The organism is Estrella lausannensis (assembly GCF_900000175.1).
In the GTDB taxonomy this organism is placed as follows: domain Bacteria; phylum Chlamydiota; class Chlamydiia; order Chlamydiales; family Criblamydiaceae; genus Estrella; species Estrella lausannensis.
Map to the genome: position 1 here is coordinate 99789 of NZ_CWGJ01000025.1, position 21681 is coordinate 121469.

Annotated in this window: 19 protein-coding genes; 12 read left to right on the plus strand and 7 right to left on the minus strand. The window is 48.6% G+C overall.

The genetic code is table 11. The features are described from left to right. Window positions 1–143: 143 nt before the first annotated feature. From ELAC_RS08000 to ELAC_RS08010, 3 genes are read right to left on the minus strand one after another with little or no spacing between them, the layout of a single operon-like run. Complete coding sequence (locus ELAC_RS08000; RefSeq protein WP_098038758.1) at window positions 144–830, minus strand: sulfite exporter TauE/SafE family protein; 687 nt, start codon at window positions 828–830, stop codon at window positions 144–146. Between the two features lie 17 nt (window positions 831–847). Continuing rightward, on the minus strand, window positions 848–1033 hold the full coding sequence (locus tag ELAC_RS08005) for a hypothetical protein (RefSeq protein WP_098038759.1): 186 nt from the start codon (window positions 1031–1033) through the stop codon (window positions 848–850). An 11-nt stretch (window positions 1034–1044) separates the two neighbouring features. Further along, window positions 1045–1896, minus strand: a complete 852-nt coding sequence (locus tag ELAC_RS08010) for a substrate-binding periplasmic protein (RefSeq protein WP_158227846.1) — start codon at window positions 1894–1896, stop codon at window positions 1045–1047. Between the two features lie 417 nt (window positions 1897–2313). On the opposite strand from ELAC_RS08010, the gene ELAC_RS08015 reads away from it, so the two are divergent. The 4 genes from ELAC_RS08015 to ELAC_RS08030 all read left to right on the plus strand — a co-directional run bounded on the left by ELAC_RS08015 (window position 2314) and on the right by ELAC_RS08030 (window position 6424). Next, window positions 2314–3303, plus strand: coding sequence for a glycosyltransferase (locus tag ELAC_RS08015; protein ID WP_158227847.1), 990 nt, complete (start codon window positions 2314–2316; stop codon window positions 3301–3303). A gap of 4 nt (window positions 3304–3307) precedes the next feature. Then, window positions 3308–4369 carry a glycosyltransferase gene (locus ELAC_RS08020; protein WP_098038762.1) on the plus strand — a complete coding sequence of 354 codons (1062 nt, stop codon included), beginning with the start codon at window positions 3308–3310 and terminating at the stop codon, window positions 4367–4369. Then, window positions 4369–5754, plus strand: coding sequence for a hypothetical protein (locus tag ELAC_RS08025; RefSeq protein WP_098038763.1), 1386 nt, complete (start codon window positions 4369–4371; stop codon window positions 5752–5754). The genes ELAC_RS08020 and ELAC_RS08025 overlap by 1 nt, the downstream gene beginning before the upstream one ends. A gap of 271 nt (window positions 5755–6025) precedes the next feature. Beyond that, a complete protein-coding gene (locus tag ELAC_RS08030; protein ID WP_098038764.1) occupies window positions 6026–6424 on the plus strand; it encodes a DUF1761 domain-containing protein in 399 nt (132 codons plus the stop codon). A 93-nt stretch (window positions 6425–6517) separates the two neighbouring features. Here ELAC_RS08030 and ELAC_RS08035 read toward each other — a convergent pair whose 3' ends face one another. Both ELAC_RS08035 and ELAC_RS08040 read right to left on the minus strand, forming a co-directional pair. Next, window positions 6518–7345, minus strand: coding sequence for a TatD family hydrolase (locus ELAC_RS08035; protein ID WP_158227848.1), 828 nt, complete (start codon window positions 7343–7345; stop codon window positions 6518–6520). Then, a complete protein-coding gene (locus ELAC_RS08040; protein WP_158227849.1) occupies window positions 7342–9585 on the minus strand; it encodes a protein-disulfide reductase DsbD family protein in 2244 nt (747 codons plus the stop codon). The genes ELAC_RS08035 and ELAC_RS08040 overlap by 4 nt, the downstream gene beginning before the upstream one ends. A 590-nt stretch (window positions 9586–10175) precedes the next feature. Here ELAC_RS08040 and ELAC_RS08045 point away from each other — a divergent pair. The 7 genes from ELAC_RS08045 (at window position 10176) to murI (ending at window position 16821) form a co-directional block, all read left to right on the plus strand. Continuing rightward, a complete protein-coding gene (locus tag ELAC_RS08045; RefSeq protein ID WP_098038767.1) occupies window positions 10176–10919 on the plus strand; it encodes a MotA/TolQ/ExbB proton channel family protein in 744 nt (247 codons plus the stop codon). Between the two features lie 10 nt (window positions 10920–10929). Beyond that, the gene (locus ELAC_RS08050) at window positions 10930–11367 is read left to right on the plus strand and encodes an ExbD/TolR family protein (RefSeq protein ID WP_098038768.1); all 438 of its coding nucleotides are present in this window, start codon (window positions 10930–10932) and stop codon (window positions 11365–11367) included. Window positions 11368–11459: 92 nt separating this feature from the next. After that, on the plus strand, window positions 11460–12437 hold the full coding sequence (locus ELAC_RS08055) for a hypothetical protein (protein WP_098038769.1): 978 nt from the start codon (window positions 11460–11462) through the stop codon (window positions 12435–12437). Window positions 12438–12538: 101 nt separating this feature from the next. After that, the gene (tolB, locus tag ELAC_RS08060; RefSeq protein ID WP_098038770.1) at window positions 12539–13924 is read left to right on the plus strand and encodes a Tol-Pal system protein TolB; all 1386 of its coding nucleotides are present in this window, start codon (window positions 12539–12541) and stop codon (window positions 13922–13924) included. Between the two features lie 504 nt (window positions 13925–14428). Continuing rightward, window positions 14429–15139, plus strand: a complete 711-nt coding sequence (locus tag ELAC_RS08065) for an OmpA family protein (protein WP_098038771.1) — start codon at window positions 14429–14431, stop codon at window positions 15137–15139. A 79-nt stretch (window positions 15140–15218) separates the two neighbouring features. Beyond that, a complete protein-coding gene (locus ELAC_RS11845; RefSeq protein ID WP_204250549.1) occupies window positions 15219–15890 on the plus strand; it encodes a LysM peptidoglycan-binding domain-containing protein in 672 nt (223 codons plus the stop codon). A 130-nt stretch (window positions 15891–16020) separates the two neighbouring features. Next, window positions 16021–16821 (plus strand): glutamate racemase, encoded by an 801-nt coding sequence (murI, locus tag ELAC_RS08075; protein WP_098038772.1) that lies wholly within the window; start codon window positions 16021–16023, stop codon window positions 16819–16821. 23 nt (window positions 16822–16844) lie between these two features. Here murI and ELAC_RS08080 read toward each other — a convergent pair whose 3' ends face one another. After that, on the minus strand, window positions 16845–17318 hold the full coding sequence (locus ELAC_RS08080; RefSeq protein ID WP_098038773.1) for a hypothetical protein: 474 nt from the start codon (window positions 17316–17318) through the stop codon (window positions 16845–16847). 275 nt (window positions 17319–17593) lie between these two features. Between ELAC_RS08080 and ELAC_RS08085 the strand changes: the two genes are divergently transcribed. Next, window positions 17594–18592, plus strand: coding sequence for a glycosyltransferase family 92 protein (locus tag ELAC_RS08085; RefSeq protein ID WP_098038774.1), 999 nt, complete (start codon window positions 17594–17596; stop codon window positions 18590–18592). Window positions 18593–18853: 261 nt separating this feature from the next. Here ELAC_RS08085 and topA read toward each other — a convergent pair whose 3' ends face one another. Further along, window positions 18854–21472: a type I DNA topoisomerase gene (gene topA / locus ELAC_RS08090; RefSeq protein WP_098038775.1), complete on the minus strand. Its 2619-nt coding sequence runs from the start codon at window positions 21470–21472 to the stop codon at window positions 18854–18856. Window positions 21473–21681 lie beyond the last annotated feature (209 nt).

A 21681-nucleotide genomic window follows, 5' to 3' on the forward strand; every position in this document is an offset into this window, starting at 1 on the left:
GGGCGGTCTCAAGAAAAGTGCAATATGCCGGTGAAGTTTCAACTTCTCTTTGCTAGGCCGATTTTATACCTATAGCGAAATGAATTCAAAATTTGGTTTCCTGTTTTTTTGAAAATCCAGGGTTTTGAATTTTTGGACTTTTATCAGTAGAGCGCAAGGTGGATGCCAAGCGGGAGCTCTAACGCCATGTGATTAATCCATCCCATTTCAGCAGAGCCTCTTAGGATTGCCAATAGGGCGGCCGGAGCGGCTGCCAGAGGGAGAAGGTAGTTCAGTTTCTTTTTGTCGGCTCTCAAAAGGGCAGGAACTTTCATCGCAAGAAACAGGGAAGGGGAGGTGAGGAGGGCGAAGAGAAACCCATTCACTAACCCGGCCAGCGGATCTCCAAAAAGGGCTATGGCAGAGAAGACAAGAAGCGTCTGGCCGCAAGGTAGCAAGGGAGTAAAAAATCCGAAGTAAAATGTGCCCGCAGGACTTCCTCTCAAAAGGAATGAGGCGAGCACCCCGGAAGCTTTGGCAAGCCTCTTGGCAAGCGCACTGGGCATGAGGGATGCTTCTGAAATTAAGGCGGCACAAGTAAAAAAGAGCATCAGGAAGCCGAAGAGGAAGCTAGCCAGCGCCGGTATACCTGCATTTTTCAGGCTAATCTCTAGCGCCATGCCAAAAGTCGCGGAGGTTAGCCCTAGCAGGGAAAATGAGAGGGCCCTGCCGAAAAAATAGAGCATCCTGTAGGGGTGGCTGCTGATGGTCATGACAAGAGGGCCGCACATGCCTATGCAATGCAAATTGCCGGCCAGGTACACAGGAAGCATGCTCAAGAGAAGCGCCATGTTATAATATGAGCCTCTTATGGGGAATCTTTCATCCGGATCGCCTGCACGGTTTCCATCGTCAAGCCCACAGGATGGGGTTTTCTGAATGAGCAGAAGATAAAGGCTAAAACCATGATGAATAGGTAGAGATAAAGGAAAAAGAAAGCAGCTATCTTAAATCGGGGTATCTTCTTGACTGTTTCTGAAGGCGCGTTTTCCATGGGTCAATAACCTATTCTTCTTTGCTGGGCTCTTGGGAGCTCATCCGGGGGTTGACGAGGCTCCATTTAATCAGCAGCGAGTCGTAAGTGCCATCGGCCATCGCTTCCTTAAGAGCTTTGTTGAATGTTTCAATGAGGAAATGGTTGGCCAGGGTCTTTTCTGCGACTAAGCGCAGACCCTCCTCCCTAAGGGGAGATGAGGCTACTTTGAGCCTGCCGGAGTAGAACACTTTGATGAATGTTTGTGCTGCCGAGGCGGGCAGAATCACTCCTTCGACTTTTTTTGTTTCCAGATCATCGAAAGCTGTCAAATGGCTGTCATAGGGCACAAACAGGATTCCACTGCTGGTCTTGTCCACCAATATCGAATCTCCCCGTTTAATCCCAACAGCCTTCCCTCTCAGGTCATCGATCGATTGAACCTGTGAATCGTGCCTGACAACCAGTACGGGACCCACCTCAAAAAAGGGTAGCGAGAAGAGGTATTGCTGACGGTTGAGAGGAGTGGGGGCCATGGTCGAGACGATGGCATCGAATTCTTTACTCTTCAACTTTTCAAACAGAAAATTGAAGGATGAGGTGAAAAGTTGTATCTTGATGTTTTTGTCTTTGGCGAGTTTGAAGATAAGCTCGTTGGTAAAGGCTGAAAGATTCCTCTCCTTTCCCGCCAGTTGGATTGGATAGAGGTTGGGGTCCCTTGCAATTTTGAAAGTCTTGTTTTTGCCGAAGTTTTCACCGCTGTCGAATCCTCTGAAAAGGAAAAAGAACAGCGCGAATGAGACAATCCCGAAAGCGGCTAGAGTTACAATATATGTGGTTCGATTTTTGTTGATCGCCTTCCAAAACTCTTTTAACCAGGGCATGTCCAACCTTAAGTGCATTTCAATATGGAGTCTATCATAACTGTTGTTAATAACCCTTTGCAATTTTTTTGGTAAATGGGACTGCCCACAAACTCATTATATGAGTTCAGTTTTATTACAGGGTCGTAAGCTTCGTTTTAATTTTCAACTCGTCCCACACCAAGCGGGCTCCTCCCGGCAAAATAGTGATGTAGACCGTTTTTTAACAGTAAGAGTTGTTGTAGGGCTTTAATAGCCAATTTCCTAAGTTGATCATACAATCGGAGTGCTTTCTCTTTGCCAAACCCAAATTTTGAGACACTTTCGGTATAGCTTCGCAGGAAAGAGTTGAATCGGCGGGGCCGACCGATTAAGATGCTCACACAATTTACCCTTTCGATCATGAGTGTTCTTCAATCTTGCTTGCAGAAGGAATTTATGCGCCCTCTTTTCCTCTTTTTTTTACTTTTTTTTGCAATGAGAGCCGATGCCGCCCAAGGGGACGAAGTGGACGTCAGAATTCTTAGCTTTCCAAGCAAGGCCGGTTTCGTCAAAGATGTCCGTATCCTGGAGGAGAGCCTCGATGCTTTAGGATACTCCCACGATAGCCGGTTTATCCCGGAGATGGCCGGCCTCGCCATTCACGGTGAGGTGTTTCCGAAAGCTAAAGTCCAAATTTTCATTCAGGAGTATGACAGCCATCTTCTGACATTCGGCGAGAAAAACTACCTCATCCCTAACCCGGAGTGGTGCTGGGACACTCCCGAGTCTTTGCAGAAAGTGGATCTGATCCTTGCCAGAACAAGAGAGGTTGAACGGCTCTATTCAGAAAAGGGGCTGCCGGTTTTCTACCTTGGCTTTACAGGAGCAGATCAGTTCTTGCCGCATGTTGAGAAGAAGTACCGCAGTTATTTTCATCTGAAAGGCTTTAGCCCGTTTAAATCCTGCGAAGAGATTGTGGCCGCCTGGAACCCCTCTTTTCCTGAGCTGATTGTGGTCGATCACTGGCCCCACTACAAAAAAATCACACCCAACATTACCATCATAGATGCCTACCTGACTGATGAAGAGATCAAAATCGCGCAAAACAGGTCGGGTATCCATCTCTGTCCGAGCAAGACGGAAGGATTTGGCCATTCAATGACCGAAGCCATGAGCGCCGGCGCTGTCGTTCTGACAACCGATGCTCCTCCCATGAATGAGTTTATCGTCGATCGCCGTTTTCTCATCCCTTACTTCAAAACCAGCGTCCACGGCTGGGGTAAGCTATATCATGTCTCTCCTCAAGAGATCAGGAAGGCTGTTGCCCACACGATGAAATTGAGTCCGAAGGAACTGAAAGAAGTGGGGGAACAAAATCGAAGGAGGTATCTCGAGCTGAAAGAAGAGTTTTTGCAGAACCTGCAAGATCTTTTAACTTTGGAGTAGTTATATGTTCCGTCCGATCCGATCATTTCTTTATGCCGAGGCCATGATAAAGCGGGTTTTGAAGAAAGAGGCTCTCTTCTGCCTTCTCTTGTTTGTTCTGACTTTCCTGCAATCCGAAGGATGCAGCAGAGAATCTTCTCCTTTGAAGATTCGCGTCATCGGCGAGTTCAATCAGAAAGGGCTTTCCAAGGATATCAAAATACTCACTGACGAGATCAGCAATCTTGGACATTGTGTGGAGGCGGTCGATTTTTACCGTTTAAAGGGGAAAAAAGCGGGTGATCCGGCGATTGAACAGGTCGATATTCAAATTCTGATTCAGGATTTTGCCGATTCCATTCTCTCTTTTGGTAAGAAAAACTATTTTATCCCCAATCCCGAATTTTGCTCCGCGACGCTTAAGCAGCTCAAGAAAGCGGATTTAATTTTGGCAAGAACGCAGGAGGTAGACAGGATATTCACCGGATACAACCTCCCGGTGTTCTATTTGGGTTTCATCGGCCAGGATCGAAAATTGGAAGATTGTGAAAAGGATTTCCGCAAGTTTCTCCATGTCAAAGGGTCAAGCCCCATGAAGGGGACCGTGGAGGTGCTGATGGGATGGCACAGCTCCTTTCCCCCGCTCACAATCATAGATCATGTCTCAAAGTACAAAAAAATCCCGAAAAATGTGCTTCTGATCCCCCATTTTGTACCGGATCAACAACTGAAAGAGTTGCAAAACAGCTGCGGAATCCATATATGCCCGAGCAAGACGGAAGGCTTTGGCCACTACCTCATCGAAGCCATGAGCGCAGGTGCGGTGGTGATCACTGTCGATGCGCCCCCCATGAATGAGTTCATCGACGATCCTGCTTTTTTGATCCAGCCGATCAAAGTGACAAAGCAAAGCTATGCAGATATCTATCATATTAGCCCTGAGGGAGCCAGGGAGGCGGTTGTCAATGTGTTGAAAATGGATCCGTCGCAACTGGAAGCGGTAGGACTTATGAATCGGAAAAAATATGAAGAGATGCAGGAGCTTTTTCGCGCCAGGGTGAAAGCGCTTCTTCTCTTAGAGCCTTGATGAACGGGAATTTTCAACGTTTACTTCTTTTTGTTCTTCTTCCGCTTGCGGCAGTCGGTTTTCTTGTGGCATTTTATGTCCATCTTCTGCCGATCGGGCTCATTTCTGATGACTTTGTCCTTCTGGAACGAGCGAAAAGCGGTGATTCCCTTTGGACGATCCATTATACGTGGACGCTGAATTGGCTTTGGAAATGGTTGGCAGAGGGGGTAATCACTTTAAGAGAGTACAAGGCCGTTACGTTAGCTGTGCACCTCGCCAACACGTGCCTCCTCTATCTATTTTTGGTTAAGCGATTCAGCTATACCCCCTTTCAGTCAGCGATGGCATCGCTACTGCTGTTGCTCTCCGCTTCCGGAATCGAGGCGCTCGCTTGGACCTGTTGCCTTGGGTACACGTGGACACTTCTTTTTATTTTGGCCTCCCTTGTAATCAACGCCTCCCCGATGAGCAAGGAACATCAGAGCATGGGATGGCTTGAGGCGATGGTTCAGGCTGCCGCTTTAATGACATGGGACTGGGGTGTTTTAGTCTTTCCCCTGACAGCGCTCTCTGCCCTTCTCAAGGAAGGGCGCCCCTCGCTCCCAAAGCTCTTTTTCTATTTCCTTCCCTCGCTGCTGGTGTTAATGGCTTATGGCCTCCTTCGAGAGCAATCGAGCAAGGAAACCATTTATGCGGTCAGCAGCCTTGCCGCCAGCTTGAAATTTCTTTTCGCAAGCCCTTTGATTGTCTTAGCGCCCAACATCAGTAAGGAAATTCTAAGCTCCTTTTTAGGCATCGTCGCAAGCCTTGCTTTGTGGCTGGTCATGCTCTATTTTGCCGTCAAAGAAAGGCGCAGCCGTTTTTTTGTATGCGCGTTCATCCTGGCGCTTTTACCTTGGCTGATCGGCGGTCATCCCTCAAGCCGATACTACTATCTTTCCGCTCCTTTTCTGCTTTCTTTAGCTCCGCTTCTTACGACAAGAGCGGCAGGAGGAGTAGGTCTCACCCTGCTTGTCATAGTGCAGTTTTACTCCTCCTTTGAACGGACCAAGATGTGGAATTTAGCTGATCGGGAGGTTAGAAAGCTGGAGGTGGAATTTAAATCCCTGGCTCTATTGCCAGCAGACGGGAAGCGTCTTTTGATCATTAACGCTCCGGATGCGTTTGGCCCCCCTTCCTTTCCGATGAGACCTCAGGTTTGGCACTGCGGCCTCGAAACGCTTTGTCCTGAAGCTATCCAAGTTAAGGTTTCTCCCGCCCCGCACATTTGGGCCGAGGGGGGCAATCGTGTCTCCTGGGAGGAGGTCGTTGCCCGTTATTCAAATGACATCATCTATGAAGTGGTTTGGCTGCCGGAGGAGTCCTCGGGCTCATTCTCTTTGGTGCTAAGGAACCTGCAATAGACTCAACGCATACTGTTTAGTCCTGGGAAGCCTACCCTTTGCCAAAAACCAAAGTGTGAAAGACTTTCGGTATAAAAAGCCAACCATCAGATTTTCAGATACTTTCGGCCGATTTCGCCTTTTAAGGAACTTATAGAGAACACCGTTGAGTAGTGTATTTACAAGTGATTATATCTTAGGGCGCAACTTAAATATTACGTCGAAAGTCAGCTAAAGTTGGGCAAAAAAAACAGCGATAGGGTATTCCTGATTTTTACGAAAAGGAGAAGTCATGCTGGACGGTTTTACGTTGGCGGTGGTCATAGCCGCAGTTGTTAATATTGTATTGGGAGCGGTTTGGTACAACCCTAATTTTTTAGGTAAAGCGTGGGCTTTTACACATGGCTTTCGGGAAGATTCGATTAAGGGGACCCCCAAAACTTATGTCGGCGCTTTTTTGGTGGGGTTTGTCATCGCTTACGTTTTGGGGCTCGTATTGCAAAAGCTTCAGGTCAACTCAGTGGCCGGTGCGATGACTTCCGCTTTCTGGCTTTGGCTCGGATTTATTGTCACAACCCATTTTTCCGGAGTGCTCTGGGCGAAGAAGCCATTCCAGGCCTATCTGATCGATGTGGCTTTTTATCTTGTCAGCTTCCAAGCGATGGCGATCGTATTCGCCCTGTTTAGCTAGTTTTTTATAGGCCTGGCTGAAGGGAATCGGCACTTGATGATCCGCAGGGAGGCGGATCTGTTTATCCCCCTCCCTCTGTGACGCGCTTTTCGTTTAGCGACTCAGGTGATTCTTTCCTTCAAGACCGAATACCTTCATGCTGTTCTCCCAAGTAATTTCCGCCACTTTTTCCACCGTGATGCCTTTTAGCGCCGCGATCATTTCAGCCGTTTTTCCGATATAAGCCGGTTGATTGGTTTTACCCCGGAAGGGTTCCGGAGCCAAATAGGGACTGTCTGTTTCAATCAAGAGGCGATCCAGAGGAACCCACTTGGCGACTTCCTTCAAACCGACGCTTTTTTTGAATGTGACGATACCGCTGAAGGAGATGAGAAATCCTCTCTCACAAGCCTCTTTGGCTTCTTCCAGGGTGCCTGTGAAGCAGTGCATGATACCGGGAAAGGCTCTTTTTTTGGGGAGGTACTCGCTATCGAGCATAGCAAATAAATCGCTGAAGGCATCGCGGCAGTGAATGATGATGGGGAGGTCGGATTCAATGGCCAGCTTGAGGTGCCTTGAGAAGATGTTTTGTTGTATCTCTTTGGAAGCGTGCATGTAATGGTAGTCCAAGCCTGTCTCTCCCACGGCAACCAGCTTGCCCTCTTTTGCCGATTTGGAGAAATAAGAGAAGGTCTCTTCCGAGAAGGTGCCTGAATCGTGAGGCGTCACGGCGGCGGTGTTGAACACGAGGCCGGGGTGCTGCTGTTGCAACAGAAAGCCTCGTGAGAGGCTTTCTGAATCGGTGGCGATGTTGACGATGGCGCTGACGTTGTGTGCTAAGGCCTCTGCAATGAGTTCATCGGCTTTTGCAAAGAGCGCCTCTGAGGCGATGTGCGCGTGCGTATCGAAATAGGCGACGCCTTTTTGAAGACTTAAGTTCAATTGCTCTCTTCCATTGCGCTGATGACGATTTCCGGGGTCAGGATCTGGGGAAGAATCTTCGGTTCCGCCTGTTTCCCATCGTAGTAAAGATAGAGCGGAACTCCGCTTCTGCCGAAGAGCCTCAGCTCTTTTGTGATCTCCGGGTCGCGTCTTGTCCAGTCGGCCTTCATCTTGACCACTCCCAGTTCTTTGAATTTAGCCTCGACGCCGGAAGTTGCCAGCACCATGTGGTTTGTCTGGCAGATAAGGCACCAGCGCGCAGTGAAGTCGATGATTACCGGTTTACCTTCTTTGATCAGGGCGTTGAGGCGCTCTCTGGAGAAGGGTTCCCAATCACCGTTTCGATGCAAAGCCGCGGCTGAATTGGAATTTTCCAAAACGGCGAACTCTTCGGGAGGGGTAGCCATGGATGCATCGACAAGAAGCTTTCCACCGATGAACGAAAGGGTCAGTGCAAACAGAGCGCCGATGAGCCTGACGCGTTTGGACTTGACGGGCGTTCCGAAGCGTCCCCAAATCCAGCAGGCGATAGCGAATAGGAGAAGCGCTCCCATCAGAAGGAAGAGCGACATCGGTTCTGTTTCCGCGCCAAAGACCCACAGCAGCCAGAGCACGGTCGCGATCATGATGAATGCCACGCCCTCTTTAAAGGCGATCATCCAGTTTCCTGGTTTCGGCAGGAAGCGTAGAAGGCTAGGGAAACCGGAGAGTAAAAGATAGGGCAGGGCCATTCCCAGGCCGAGCGACGTGAACATCAGCAGTGAGATGAAAGGAGACTGCGTGACGGCAAACCCGATGGCTGGCCCAAGAAATGGGCCGGTGCAAGGGGTTGCGACCGCTGTTGCCAGAACGCCGCTTAGGAACGAGCCGGTCAGACCTTTGCTCTCCTTTTTGGACTGCACCTCTTTCTTTCCGGCAATAGCCTGGAGAATTGTGCCAAATTCAACGACGCCGAACATCGACAAACTGAAGACAAAAAGAACAGCTGCTAAAATGGCGACGAAAAGTGGTTCCTGCAGCTGGAATCCCCAGCCGACAGCGTTGCCGTAAGCTTGCAAAACCAAGAGAGCGGCGGCGAGAGCCCAAAAGGAGACTAAGACGCCCAGAGAGTAGGCAAATCCGTGCTTGAGGGCGACGGTTCTGCTTTGCCCTGCAACTTGCATGAAATTTAGAATTTTTAACGACACAACCGGCAGTACGCAGGGCATCAAATTCAAAATAGCACCGCCTAAGAAGGCCATGGCGAGGAACAGGAGAACCGATCCTTCGCCTTCCTCTTCTAGGGGGGTAGGCGGAGAGGTCGGGTTTATAACAGGTTTTCCGGCTTCATCATTTAGCGCGATCAGCTGATCTTGCTCATACACCGGGGAAGGGTGCTTCAGGTGATGGCTGATTTCATAGGCGGAGGCTACCTTGGAGTCTCCTGTGACTAGCAGTCCTTCGACTTTCGCCTGTCCTTCCGGATCTGCCGGCTGTTTTTTAAGGGAAACGCGGATATAGCCTTCACGCGTCACCTCTGCAACGCAGGGAGAAAATTGGCCGGTTGGATCGGCGGCAGCCGACAGGAATTGCACTTGCGTCAGCTCCAAACCTTGCGGGGGAGCTAAGAGAAGCTCGATTGTCTCATCGGATTGCTGTTCCGACACCACGGCTAACCCTGATTCGGGTAGGGCGGATTTTGCTTTCTCGATCGTTTCTTTGTGTGCGCTTGCAAGGGCATTGCCTTCAGCTTTGGAAAGCTTGATTTCTATCTCTTTGCTGCCTGGCAGGCAAGCATCGTTGGAGCAGGCGAGCCAGCTGACGGTCGCTTTTATGGGATAATGGGCAATTTCCAGGGCAGACGGAGGGGTGATTTCAGCGAGCAGGTAGGTCTTCCCTTCATAGCCAAAACCGACAATGCCGCCTTCTGAGAAGCTGGAAGGAACGGGCCATTTGAGCTCGGAGACGGTGAAGCCCTCCGGCAGCTGCCATTCGACGCTGGTGGGAATTCCGACTTCGCCCGGGTTTTTCCAGTAGCTGTGCCAGCCGTCTTGGTGATCTAAAACGATGGCCACATAAAAGGGGTTGCCTGCGGTGATAGAGTGGCTATCTGCGACGCAGGAGACTGTCAAAGGTTCATCTTCCTCGAGTGTCTCTTGCTGAGTTTGACCGGGCATCTCCTGTTCATGGGCGAAGATTTGCGATTCCGCTCCGATAAAGCAGAAGAGAGCGAAGAGTAGAAATAGCGTGCGTTTAGCCAATATAATCTCCTTTAAAGCCGGGGCGTTTTGCCGAAAGTCTCTCATAAGTCGAGACGCTTTCGGTGTTTCTGCCCGGCGTTAGTAACAATCTTTTAAAGGGCAGGTCTGGTAAATGAACTTAAAAACTATTCATTTGGATAGTTAGTGCTCTATTCTATTCGAGTAGAATGCATAAATGAAATTTACCAAATCTTAAAGAAGGTTATTTTAGCACGAATCCAACTTTTTGCCAAATCGATAAATAATTAAAATTTTCATTTTACTCAATATACCCTCTCTTTCCCGGGCCGGTCATTCAACCGGGGAGTGGACTGCCCCAGCGAATTCCCCTGTGGCGGAGATTGCCTCTGCACTCAAATTATAGGATTAGTGTGCTGGATTTGGCTACAAGCTTCGAAACATTGTGAGCCGTATCGGCCAGATATAATAAAGGGGGGGCGCGCCGCTAGAGGGGCCCAAAAATTCCAATTGCCGAGAGCCCTCGCTCATGATAAAGTGCTTTCGAATCCCTGACTTTCCCTTCACTTCTTTATAAGGATGTAGTTCCCAGAAGCTTAAAGGGTGTCAGCCAACAAGGTGTAATTGGACCCATGAATGCGCTTCCTTTCCAGGTAATTTACGCTGCCAACCCTTTCATCGATGCCTATGTCAACTCCGACGTTCTTGGAAAATTGATCTTTATCGCCTTGGTCCTTTTGTCGGTTGTGACCTGGATTATCGTAGTGCATAAGGGGTGGATTACTTACCAAGCCAAAACAACCTCTTCCCAGTTCAAGAAAAAAGTCACCTTGGGAGTGAGCAATATTTTGAATATCGATGCCGAAGCTCCTCCTTCCAGCTATCCCAATCCTTTTCTCACCCTCTACCGCGTGCTTAAGGAAAAGACGATCGAGATTTTGGAAAAGAACAAGCACTTTGGCGCGACGGGAGAGGAAGCTCCCTTCCTCTCCCCTTCCGACATTAATATTGTCGAATCGCATCTGTCCACCGCTGTCGCTCAAGAGACTAAACATTTGGAAAAATATCTTTACTTGCTTGCGACCGTTGTCAGCCTGGGTCCGTTTCTCGGTCTTTTGGGAACCGTGTGGGGTATTTTAACAACGTTTTCCCACCTCCAGGCGGAAACATCGGCCAGTACAAATCAGATGGTTCTTGGGGGTCTTTCTCTGGCTCTTGCCACAACGGTGCTTGGTTTGATCGACGCCATCCCCGCTTTGATCGGCTATAATTACCTGAAAAATTCCATACGTGATTTTTCTGTCGAGATGGAGTGTTTCTCTTCCGATATTTTAGCCCAAGTGGAGATGCAGTACCGAAAAGTAGATATCGACTGAGATAGAGCAGATGCGGCTAAGAAGGAAAAGAGAGAGAGAACAGGGAGCGGAAGACGAAGGGCCGTCAGTGAATTTGACCCCTTTGATCGACGTTGTTTTCGTTGTGCTGATCATGTTCATCCTGATCGCTCCCGTTCTCGAGATCGGTAAAGTGGAGCTTGCTGAGGCAGGTGCGGATGCTAAAGATGTGGCTTTGCTTGAGAAGGATGACAGTCCGGTGACTCTCCACGTGGAAAAAGATGATTCCATTTTCATCAACAAAATGCGGGTTCGGGATGGAGAACTCGATCGGGTGCTGCGAGAGGCTAAAAGAAATTATCCCAAAGCTAAGCCCTTGGTGTTTCATGATCGGAAGGCTAGCTTCGGCACCTATCAAAGGCTGAAGAATGCCCTGGAGTCTGCCGGTTTTGAGGAAATGGATATCGTACTTTCCCCTTCGAAGAAGTAGAGCATTCTCAAAGACAAAAAGTCAAATTTTGAGACACTGTGCAGACGGTCTATAAATTCGCCAAAGAGCGATTCAATCAGTGAAATTGTAACATGCGCGGCAAAGAAGAGTTGCGGGCCATGATTCCTCTAAAAGGACCGGTGGTTTTGAGAAAAGACACCTCGCTCATCTATATTTCTGTCTTTGTCATCCTTGGCCACCTTTTCTTGGGGATGCTGACTTTTTTTAACGGTCCCGAGCCGCAGCCGGTAAAGAAAAAGGAGAAGTTTTTGGTCAAGACGGTGCAGTTGAAAGAGGCAAGATCGAAGCCTTCTGCCCTGCGAAGGCCCGACACTACAATAGCGGTGGTTGATACTCCGTCTCCCGCTAAAAAAGAAGAACCCATCAAAGAGGACCCCCCAGCGTCCCGCCTCGAAGAAAAGCCTGCCTTGCCACCCCAAGAGGAATTTCAGCCCCCCGCCCCTCCTAAAAAGACAGCTCCGAAAGAGATAAAGAAAGAATCCAAGAAAAAAGCTGCTTCGGCCAAGAAGGAGCCACCCCTTAAGCCAAAGCCTGTCAAGAAAGCTGAACCGGTCGAGGTTAAAAAGGTTGTTAAGCCCGATTCTTCCGCCAAAAAAGCAGAAGAAAAAAAGAGGGCGGACGAGAGGCTGAGCAAGTGTCTGAAGGAAGCTAAGGAAAAAATTGCAAAAATTGAAAGGAATCGAGATAACGTAAACGCTCTTTCTGCAAATCAATCCGCTAAGCAAGTAAATGAGGCGAAGCTGATCGGTTCGTTAAATGTCGATCTCTACGATGAAGGAAGCTATCAGCTGGATGTCGATTATACCGATGAGCTTGTCTATGCCCTGAAGCGGAACCTGAAGCTGCCGGAATATGGAAAAGTGGATATCGTGCTTCAGCTCTCATCCAAGGGAAGCATTATCAGCTTCAAAATAGAAAGGGCAAAAAGTAGTTTGAACAAGGCTTATGTGGAGAGCCATCTTCCGAAGATCAAGTTTGCGCCTTTCAGCGGGTCTTTGGCAAAGAAATCGGAGTTTACGTTTCACATCAGCCTGACAAATGATGAGTAGTTATATCGAAAGCCCCTCATAATTTGGCAGTGGAGCTTCGTTAAGCTCAAATTTTGAGAGACTTTCGGTATATCTGAATTTTTGTTTCAACCAGGTGCGTCATGTTCAATAGGTTTATAAAACATCTCTTTATTTGCTTGGTCCTTAAGGTCTCTGCCTCTTTTGCGGCAGAGATCGAAGACCGCGAGTCGCTGCTCGTGCGGCTGGAGACGGAAGTCAATCTTCTGCCCATCTATGTTTCCGACATCCAAAGTGACAATGCCGACATGGGCGGCGAGTATCTGAAGTCGCTCGGGGAGTTGCTCCGTTTTGATATAGGATTTGGCGGCATGGCCGCGGTCGCTGCCAAAGATCCTAAACTGGAGGAGGCGGCGAAGAAAAGTTTTGGCGATGAGCAGATGGCCGGAGCTGCTTTCAAGGGGGCGGATCTCCCCTATGCCCTTGCCTTGAAAGTGTCTGCCAATAAGTTGCAGGCAAAGCTTTTTTCGATCAGCGGAGGATGGGTTAAAACTGTTGGGGGCATCACGCTTTCGGGAAAACTCTCAGACGACAGGCGGCTTATCCATCTTTTCGCAGACCAGATCCATAAAGTCCTTTTCGGGCAGGAGGGCATAGCCAAAACAAAGATTCTCTACACCATACGCAAAAAGGCCTCCGGAAAGAACGAATGGATCTCTGATATTTGGGAGATGGATTATGACGGTGCCAACGCAAACGCTGTGGTGTCGGGAGAGGGGTATGTTGTCACACCGCAATACGCACCGGCAGCTCCAGGAAAGCATCCGGGAACGATTCTGTATGTGTCTTATCAAACAGGAATTCCGAAGATGTATGCCGCTTCCCTCACCGATGGTAAATCAACCCGAGTGACGCTGATGAAGGGAAACCAGCTGATGCCCACGATGAATCTGCAGCGGAATGCTCTCGCTTTTATATCCGATGTCGCCGGCAATCCTGATATGTTCCTGATGCCGTTCGAGAAAGAAGGGCAAGTGGAGGGTAAGCCTAAACAGGTGTTTTCCGTGAAATGGGGAACCCAGGGCACACCCTCGTTCAGTCCCGATGGCAAGAAACTGGCATTTGTTTCCAATAAAGACGGCTCTCCCCGAATCTACACCGTCGACATTTCCCGTCCCTGGACACAGTCGACGGATTTGAAGCCCGTGCTACTGACGAAGTTTCGAAGGGGATGTACGGCGCCGGCGTGGTCCTATGACGGGAAGAAAATCGCGTATTGCGCGACTGTCGATGGATCAAGGCAGATTTTTGTGTATGACTTGGAACGTGGAACGGAGACGCAGCTAACGACCGGACCTGGCAACAAGGAGAATCCCTCCTGGGCTCCGAACAGCTTGCACCTGGTATTTAACAACGATAATGGCAAAGAGTCCGACCTCTATATCATTAACCTCAATCAGAAAAAGATGGTGAAGGTGAGCAAGGGAGCCGGAGAGAAGAGGTTTCCGCACTGGGAGCCCCTCTTTTAAGTGTGTGAACATGAATGCTTTGTCTTGACATCGGTCCGTCGGCTGCAGAACCTGCCCGGGCGCGATGTCGCCGAGTTCTTTAAGCTTTTACCGAAAGTGTTTCAAAATGTGGTTTTCGGTAAAGAGAAGGCTTTCTGAGATTGAAAGGTTGTAAGTCACCTAATATCAGAAGTATGAAGTGGCTTGCGTCTTTTCAATTCCGAGGCTTTCAGAAAGCCCCCATGCTGAACTTTGAGATGCTTTCGGTATAAATTCGATAGCACAGCATGCAGATTTGAGTCTTAGCGCAGGCTCTTCAAAGGAAACCTTGCTTTAAGCACTCCCTATGGATCGCATTCATTCGATTTGGCTTGCCTTGGGTCGCTTCAGTTTGTTAAGATCGGGCACGTTTTGCCGGTTTCTGCGGTACGAAGGACTGCGCCTGTTCAGAGTGTTTGTGAGGGGTGTGGTGTGCTGCCGCCAAGTGTTTCAAAGTTTTTTAATGACAGTTTGTATGAGGATCATATGACTAAAAAGTTCGTATGTTTGGGAATGGCTATCTTAAGCCTCGCGATAAGCCCATCTTGCAGGCGCTCGACTGACGAAGTGGTGGATGATACAAGAACCGCTTCCAGGCATGTGAAGAGAGGTGTTTGCGCTCTCGGAGGAAAGCATAATGACTCGAGGCAGATCCGTTCGCGCGATCAGCTGTATGGAGCTAATGAAACGAAATTTCAAGACGACTTCGTTCCTCTTGGCGATGTGGAATTCGGTGACGATTTAGCTTTGGCTGATCCCACAGTGCGTCAGCCAAGAAACAGCCCAGGAGATCCTGGAAGTCCGATTCCCGGTATAGAGGCGTTTGTCGATCCAAGCACCATGCCGGAAGTGGCCGATATCTTCCGCAATATCCACTTCGACTACGACAGCAACTTGCTGAAAGGCGAAGATAACATGGCGATCGCACGCGATGTGGCCAACTACATGCGTTCACATCCCAACGTGTATGTGTTTGTCGAAGGCCATTGCGATGAGAGAGGTCCTGAAGCTTATAACCTGGCCCTCGGTGCAAAAAGAAGCAATGCCGTAAGATCGTATCTTGTTCAGGAAGGTGTCAGCCCCGATAACGTCTTTACCATATCCTATGGAAGGGAACGTCCGCTGGTGCTCGGAAAGAATGAGGACTCCTGGAGCCAAAACAGAAGAGCTGAATTCAAAATTTATTTCCAAAGATAGGGCTTTCAATCCATTTCAGGGTAAGAGCCTGTACTGAAATTCAAATCAGTACAGGCTTGAAAGCACAAGGTAAAGCAAGATGGTAAACACTTCTCTTAAATCCAAAGATGTCGCAGCGGCACTCTTGCTTTGCCTATTCTCCTTTTCCACAATCCCTTTACAGGCAGCTTCCTGGAATTCGCGTGAGGCCTCCAAAGACTCCCAAAGCACAGCCTCGGTGCGTCATGAATTGTCCAACCTCCAGACGGAAATCAATGTGATCAATGAGCGCCTGAGAACTCAGGAAGATGTCATTGAAGCGCTCAAGAGAGATCTGGAAAGTGCCAAGAAAAAGAACAACGAAGAGGCTAAGGGGAAGATCGGCAGCTTGGATCAGAAGTTTTCTTCGCAAGACAGCACGATCAAGGGGTTCGCACAAGACTTGAAGGAGCTAAAAAACCACAGCAACCATCACGCGACCTCTTACCAAGACACCCAGGCGCGTCTGAAGGATTTGGAAAAAATTGTTCAGGCCCAAAATGACAGCATCGAGCATTTGCGCTCGGCTCTCACTGCCTTGATGGACGGTCTTAAGAGCCCGGAACCCGAAAGCGATGGCAATTATGTGACCTACCAGGTTAAATCGGGCGACTCTCTGGGGCTTATCGCATCGAAAAATAAGCTCTCCATCAAAAGGCTCAAGGAGATTAACAACCTTAAAAACGATGTCATCTTTACGGGGCAGAAACTGAAAGTGCCCGCCTCCAACTGACCCGAAGCTGCTTATACCGCAATTGTCTCAAAGTGTGGCATTGGGGTTTTGCCAAAGACCAATTGTTAAGAATATCTCGGCGGCGCGATAGAGCTTTTCACCATTCACGAAGTTAACCTGTATTTTTACGATGAATCAAAAAGCGATCGGAATATTCGATTCCGGCGTGGGAGGTTTGACTGTCCTTCGCCAAATCAAAAGAGAGCTGCCCGATGAGTCTGTTGTCTACTTTGGAGACACAGCAAGGGTTCCTTATGGTAGCAAGAGCGCGAAGACAATCGAACGTTACTGCATCGAAAATGCCATCTTCCTCCTCGAAAAAAACATCAAGATGCTGGTTGTCGCTTGCAACACCGCTTCCGCCTATGGAATCAACAAGCTGAGGCGCCTGTTCAATATTCCTGTGGTGGGAGTCATTCATCCAGGGGCAAAAGCCGCCGTGGCTGTGACTAAGAACAAGCGGATCGCAGTGCTGGCAACAAGAGCTACCGTGGCCTCCGAGGTGTATCCTAAAGCGATTCATTCCATTGACCCTTCGATCGAAGTCATCTCCCAGGCCTGTCCGCTGCTTGTTCCGATGATTGAAGAGAGGATGGGCAATCATCCGGCGGCTGCACTGATGATTGAGGAGTATTTGCAACGAGTCAAGGAAAAGGCGTGCGATACCATTCTTCTTGGCTGCACACACTATCCCCTCTTGCATGATGAGATTAAAAAGGCTTTGCACCCATCCGTCTTCATTGTCGATTCTGCGACAACTTGCAGCAAAGAGGTGAAAGAGGTGTTGCTGGAATTGGGTCTTGAAAACAGAAAGGGAAGCTCAGCAGAAACTCGTTACTTTGTCTCCGATGATCCTGAGAAATTCCGCGAAACGGGGGAGCGATTTTTGAATACGCCCATCACAGAAGTTCTTCTCGAAGGGATTCACTAAGAGCCCCCTTTTGGGTGCCCCCTTCACCTCTTCTTCCAGATTTTATCGGTGCATAGAAGATAGCAGATGTATCCCATCAGCGCCAGACCGATCATCAACATAGCGAACGTGATAATCTTGCCGTCATCGTCTTCTGCAGGAAGAGCTGCAAGAAGATGCAGGCTGTGCGGCGGGTTTTGATCGATGTAGAGAATACCTCTCAGCGCAACGAGAGAACCCTCGCGGCTTGAAAGCCCCAAGCCTTCAACTTCAATCGCCCTCATCCCTTGCCCGTTCGCTTTTAAACAGCAGCTTTTCAAATTAGGCTCCGTGGAGAGGAAGTGTCTGTCTCCGGAGCCAGCGTAGAGAAATCCCTTCAGCTCCACCTCTTTGCCCTGATAGTTTTCGATGAGTTCTTTTTCATTCAATTTCATCAGCTGCTCAAGCGAGGACATCCCTTCTGCACCGAGCGTAGCGGTCTGCAGAAAGATGAATAAAATCAAAGATTGCCAAATCAAGAAAGGCTCCTTTTAATGGTATCCGAAAGTGTCTCAAAATTTAATTTTTCGGTTTTGAGACACTTTCGGCATCGTTGTGGAATTTGGCTCTGAGGTGCCCGTTAAACAGCATTAGAGGGCACTTTCGGTATAAATTAGAGCCTGCTGCCGATAGTTTCGGCACAGTTTGGCCAAGCATAGCGTTCTGATGAAAATAACAAAAGAGTGATTGAAAAATACGTGAGACCTTCTTAATGTTCTGTGAACTTTCATCAAGTCCTACATAAGGAGTGCCTATGCGTAGAGTAATGCTGTTTGTTGCCAGCTTTTTTCTCCTGCCGGTCATGGCATTTTGCCATACCCCGCTGGGGAAGGATTCTGAAGAGCCGCTTTTGATTTTTGAGATGGTGGACGACGATGACGATGACTACTATGACGGCTATCTCTCTAAAACTTCTTCAAGGGAGCAAATTGAGCCTAAAAAAGCTAAGGAGAATTTCCAATGGTTTTTAGCTGCAACGATCGTGTTTCAGAACGAGGCGCCCTGGCTAAAAGAGTGGATTGAATATCATAAGCTTGTCGGTGTAGAGCACTTCTACTTGTATAACAACCTGAGCACCGATGATTACGACTCTGTCCTTAAACCCTATATTGATTCCGGAGAGGTGGAACTGATTGATTGGCCCTTTGCCCATGAGGAGGGAAAAGAGGGCTCCTGGATTAAGGTGCAAACCGATGCAATCAATGATGCAGTGAGTCGCGCCAAAGACAAGGCTAAATGGTTGGCCATCGTTGATGCCGACGAGTTTATTGTCCCGGTCAAGCACGACTCTCTTCCTGCGTTCTTAAAAGCTTACGACAAAGTGGTTCCAAAGCTGTCGCAGATATCAATCAAGTGGGTGATGTTCGGGACTTCCTATGTCGAGAAGATACCGGAGGATAAGTTGATGACAGAGATGCTCACGATGAACTCGGGCAGAACTCCAAGTTCTTTGTTCAAGGTAATCGTCAAGCCGAAAGATGTCACAGGATGCGGGACAAGCCACTATTGCGGCCTTTCCAAAGGAAGAAAGTGGGAGAGCGCCCCGTTTGAATTTGCCCAGATCAACCACTACTGGACGCGTGATGAAGACTATTTTCTGAACGTCAAAGTTCCTCGCCGCTTGAAGATCGGGTATAGCTGGGAAAGCGTATTTGAGTGGGCGGAGAGCTTCAACGGCGACAACCCCGAGTCGAGCCTACCCATCACCAGGTTCTTACCTGCTCTGAAACAAAGATTGGGAAAAGCTGGTTAATCGTAAGCTTAAATTCTTGAGAAACAACTGCTAATTGGCGCTCTGAAGGCAATATTCTTAAGTTAAAGCAAGGAGTCTTTGGCTGAAAATTATTGCTAACAGAGCTTCTTCTTGGGTTCTTTGAGCTTATTCTCTATTTGTCTTTTCGCCGGTTAAAATCCGTATCGGCAAATCGCCGATAGCGATTCTTGAGACACTTTCTTGGAAGTTAAGGAACTTAAGGCCGGCAGCAAAGCCGGCCTTGATGAAGAAGGGGGGAGGTTACTTGTCGCCGATATATTTGTTTAAAAGGCCCGGCAGTTTAAACATGTTGACCGGCTCATCTGTACCCAAAACCTTGGCCAACTTCTTGTCAGGTACGATCAGGCGCTTGTCGTTTGCGTCCTGCAGCCCTTTTTCTTTGATATAGACCCACACCTCTTTGGTGATATCTCCGCGGCTCATCGTGTCTTTTGCCAAAAAATCCTTCAGAGGTCCTGTCAGGGTCAGTTCTTTCTGCGCCCTTTTTGCCTTCTCTTTGGCGGGGGCTGCTTTTTTGGCTTTAGTCGCCTTGGAAGTTTTTTTAGCCTTCGATTCTTTGGCCGACTTTTCTTTTCCCTTTTTTCCTTTAGAGGGGTAGCGCTCTTTTTTGACGTAGGCAGTGCGCGGATGATCCTGATATTTTGCATTCAGCTCTTCGACTGAATTGGCGATCACATCACACTCCGGGAAGGTTGAGCAGGAAAAGAAAATTTTGCCGAAGCGCGATTTTCTTGAGACAATTTTTCCAGGACAGCCGACTGCCGGACAGGAGGGCAGTTCGCTTTCGGGGATGATTTTTTCTCCCTTCTTAGGGATATTGACAAGCCCCTTGCAATCGGGGTATTTACTGCAGCCGAGGAATGAGCCGAACCGGCTATGTCTGAGTTTCATTTCAGAACTGCACAGTGGGCATTTTTGATCCCAGTCAAAGTCTTCTGCGTAATCTTCCTTTTTGAAATCGATCGTTTCGACGGGAGCTGAGAAACTGCACTCTGGATAATTGGAACATCCAAAGAAGTATTTGTTTTTCGACCAGATTTTTTGCAGTTTACCGCTCTCGCATTGCGGACAAGGGATATCGGTTTCAATTTTAGGAACGAAAGCCTGTTTCTCGGCCAGTTCCAGCTGGGGAGAGAAACGCTGCCAGAAGTCTTTCACAACGGCTTTCCAGGGACGCTTGCTTTCGGCGATCGACTCAAGGTCATCTTCCATGCTGGCGGTGAAGCCAATATCCATGATGTCTTTGAAGTTTGCCTCGAGCAGATTGGCGATCACCCGTCCGAGCTCTGTGGGTTTAAGCCTGCCGCTCTCTTTGACTGTATAGTCGCGGCTCTGGATCTTGTTCATGATAGCGGCATAAGTCGACGGTCTGCCAACGCCCGATTTTTCCAGCTCCTTGACTAAGGATGCTTCGGTAAAGCGTGGAGGGGGTCTTGTGAACGATTGCTCATGGAAGAAGTCCAGCGTCTTCAGCGTTTCTCCTTCTTCAAGCTTGGGCAGAAGCCTGTCTTCTTCGTCTTTGTCTTCTTCGTCGATTTTCTCTTCGTAAACCGCTAAAAAGCCGGAGAATTTAATGACAGAACCGGTAGCTCTCAGCAATATTCCCTTTCCGTTGACGATATCGACGCTCATCGTGTCGTATACGGCGGGCATCATCTGCGAGGCTAAGAACCTTCTCCAGATCAGGCGATAGAGTAAAAATTCTTCTTTGGACAGATATTTCTCGATCTTCTCCGGTGGGTGCAAAAGATTTGTCGGTCTGATCGCTTCGTGCGCGTCCTGTGCGCTTTTTTTGGTGGTGTAGTATTTGGGAGTTTCCGGTAAATAATCGGCGCCGTATTGATTCTGGATATAGGAGCGTGCTTCAGAGATGGCTTCAGGCGCTACACGAACCGAATCGGTACGCATGTAGGTGATCAAACCTTCCTGACCTTCCGTTCCCATGTCGATCCCTTCGTAGAGCTTTTGCGCGATGCTCATCGTTCTTTGGGAGGAAAAACCGAAGTGGCGGCTTGCCTCTTGCTGGAGTGTCGACGTGATGAAGGGGGGGACGGGGAAGCGTCTCTTTTCTTTTTTCTCAACGCTTTCGACATGGTAGGGATGTCCCTTCATCCTTGCGAGAACTTCTTCAGCAGCTTCTCTGTTGCCTATCTGATAACCATCGCCTTCGGAAGATTCTTTGATGATTTTCTTTCCGTCGACGGAGAAGAGGGATGCTTTAAACTGCTTCTCATCTTCCGCTTTCTTAAAGAGCGCTCCGAGTTTCCAGTACTCGACGGCTACGAACGCTTCTATCTCTTTTTCCCTGTCGACAACCAGTTTGAGGGCTACAGACTGCACTCTTCCGGCAGAAACGCCCTCTCCACGCCCTCTTTGGATGCGTTTGTTGAGGATAGGGGAGATTTTGTAACCTACGATCCTGTCGAGAAGCCTCCTGGCTTGCTGAGCATCGACCAGCGAGTGATTAATGTCTTTAGGAGTCTCAAGGGCCTTGAGCACAGCTTCTTTCGTGATGGAGTTGAAAGTGACTCGTTTGAAAGGAATATCTTTTTTGAGGGTGTCTTTCAGTATTTCCTGAATATGCCAGGCGATCGCTTCTCCTTCCCTGTCAGGGTCGGGGCAAAGATAGATGACATCGCTTTTTTTCGCGGCGCTCTTCAAACTGTCGCACACCTTCTTTTTGTCTTTCAAAATGGTGTAACTTGGTTCGAAGTCATTATCGATGGCGATGCCGAATTCACTTTCAGGCAGATCCCTGATGTGACCGACAGACGATTCAAAAATGTAGTTGGCGCCTAAGAATTTTCTCAGTGTCTTAATCTTGGCCGGCGATTCTACGATGATTAGCGATTTGCCCATCAAAAAATTTCTCCTTCGCATTCCCTAAGGCTTGCTGCCGCCTGTAGGGCTCCTATCTTGTAGACTTATAGAGAGTAGCAGCAGTCTATGGTATAGTGAATTTTCAAAAAACATCTATCTTGCCTGCTACCGCATTATACCGAAATGCGCTCAAAATCCCAAATTTTGAGACATTTTCGGCTGTATCACAATTTCACGGTTACAAAAAA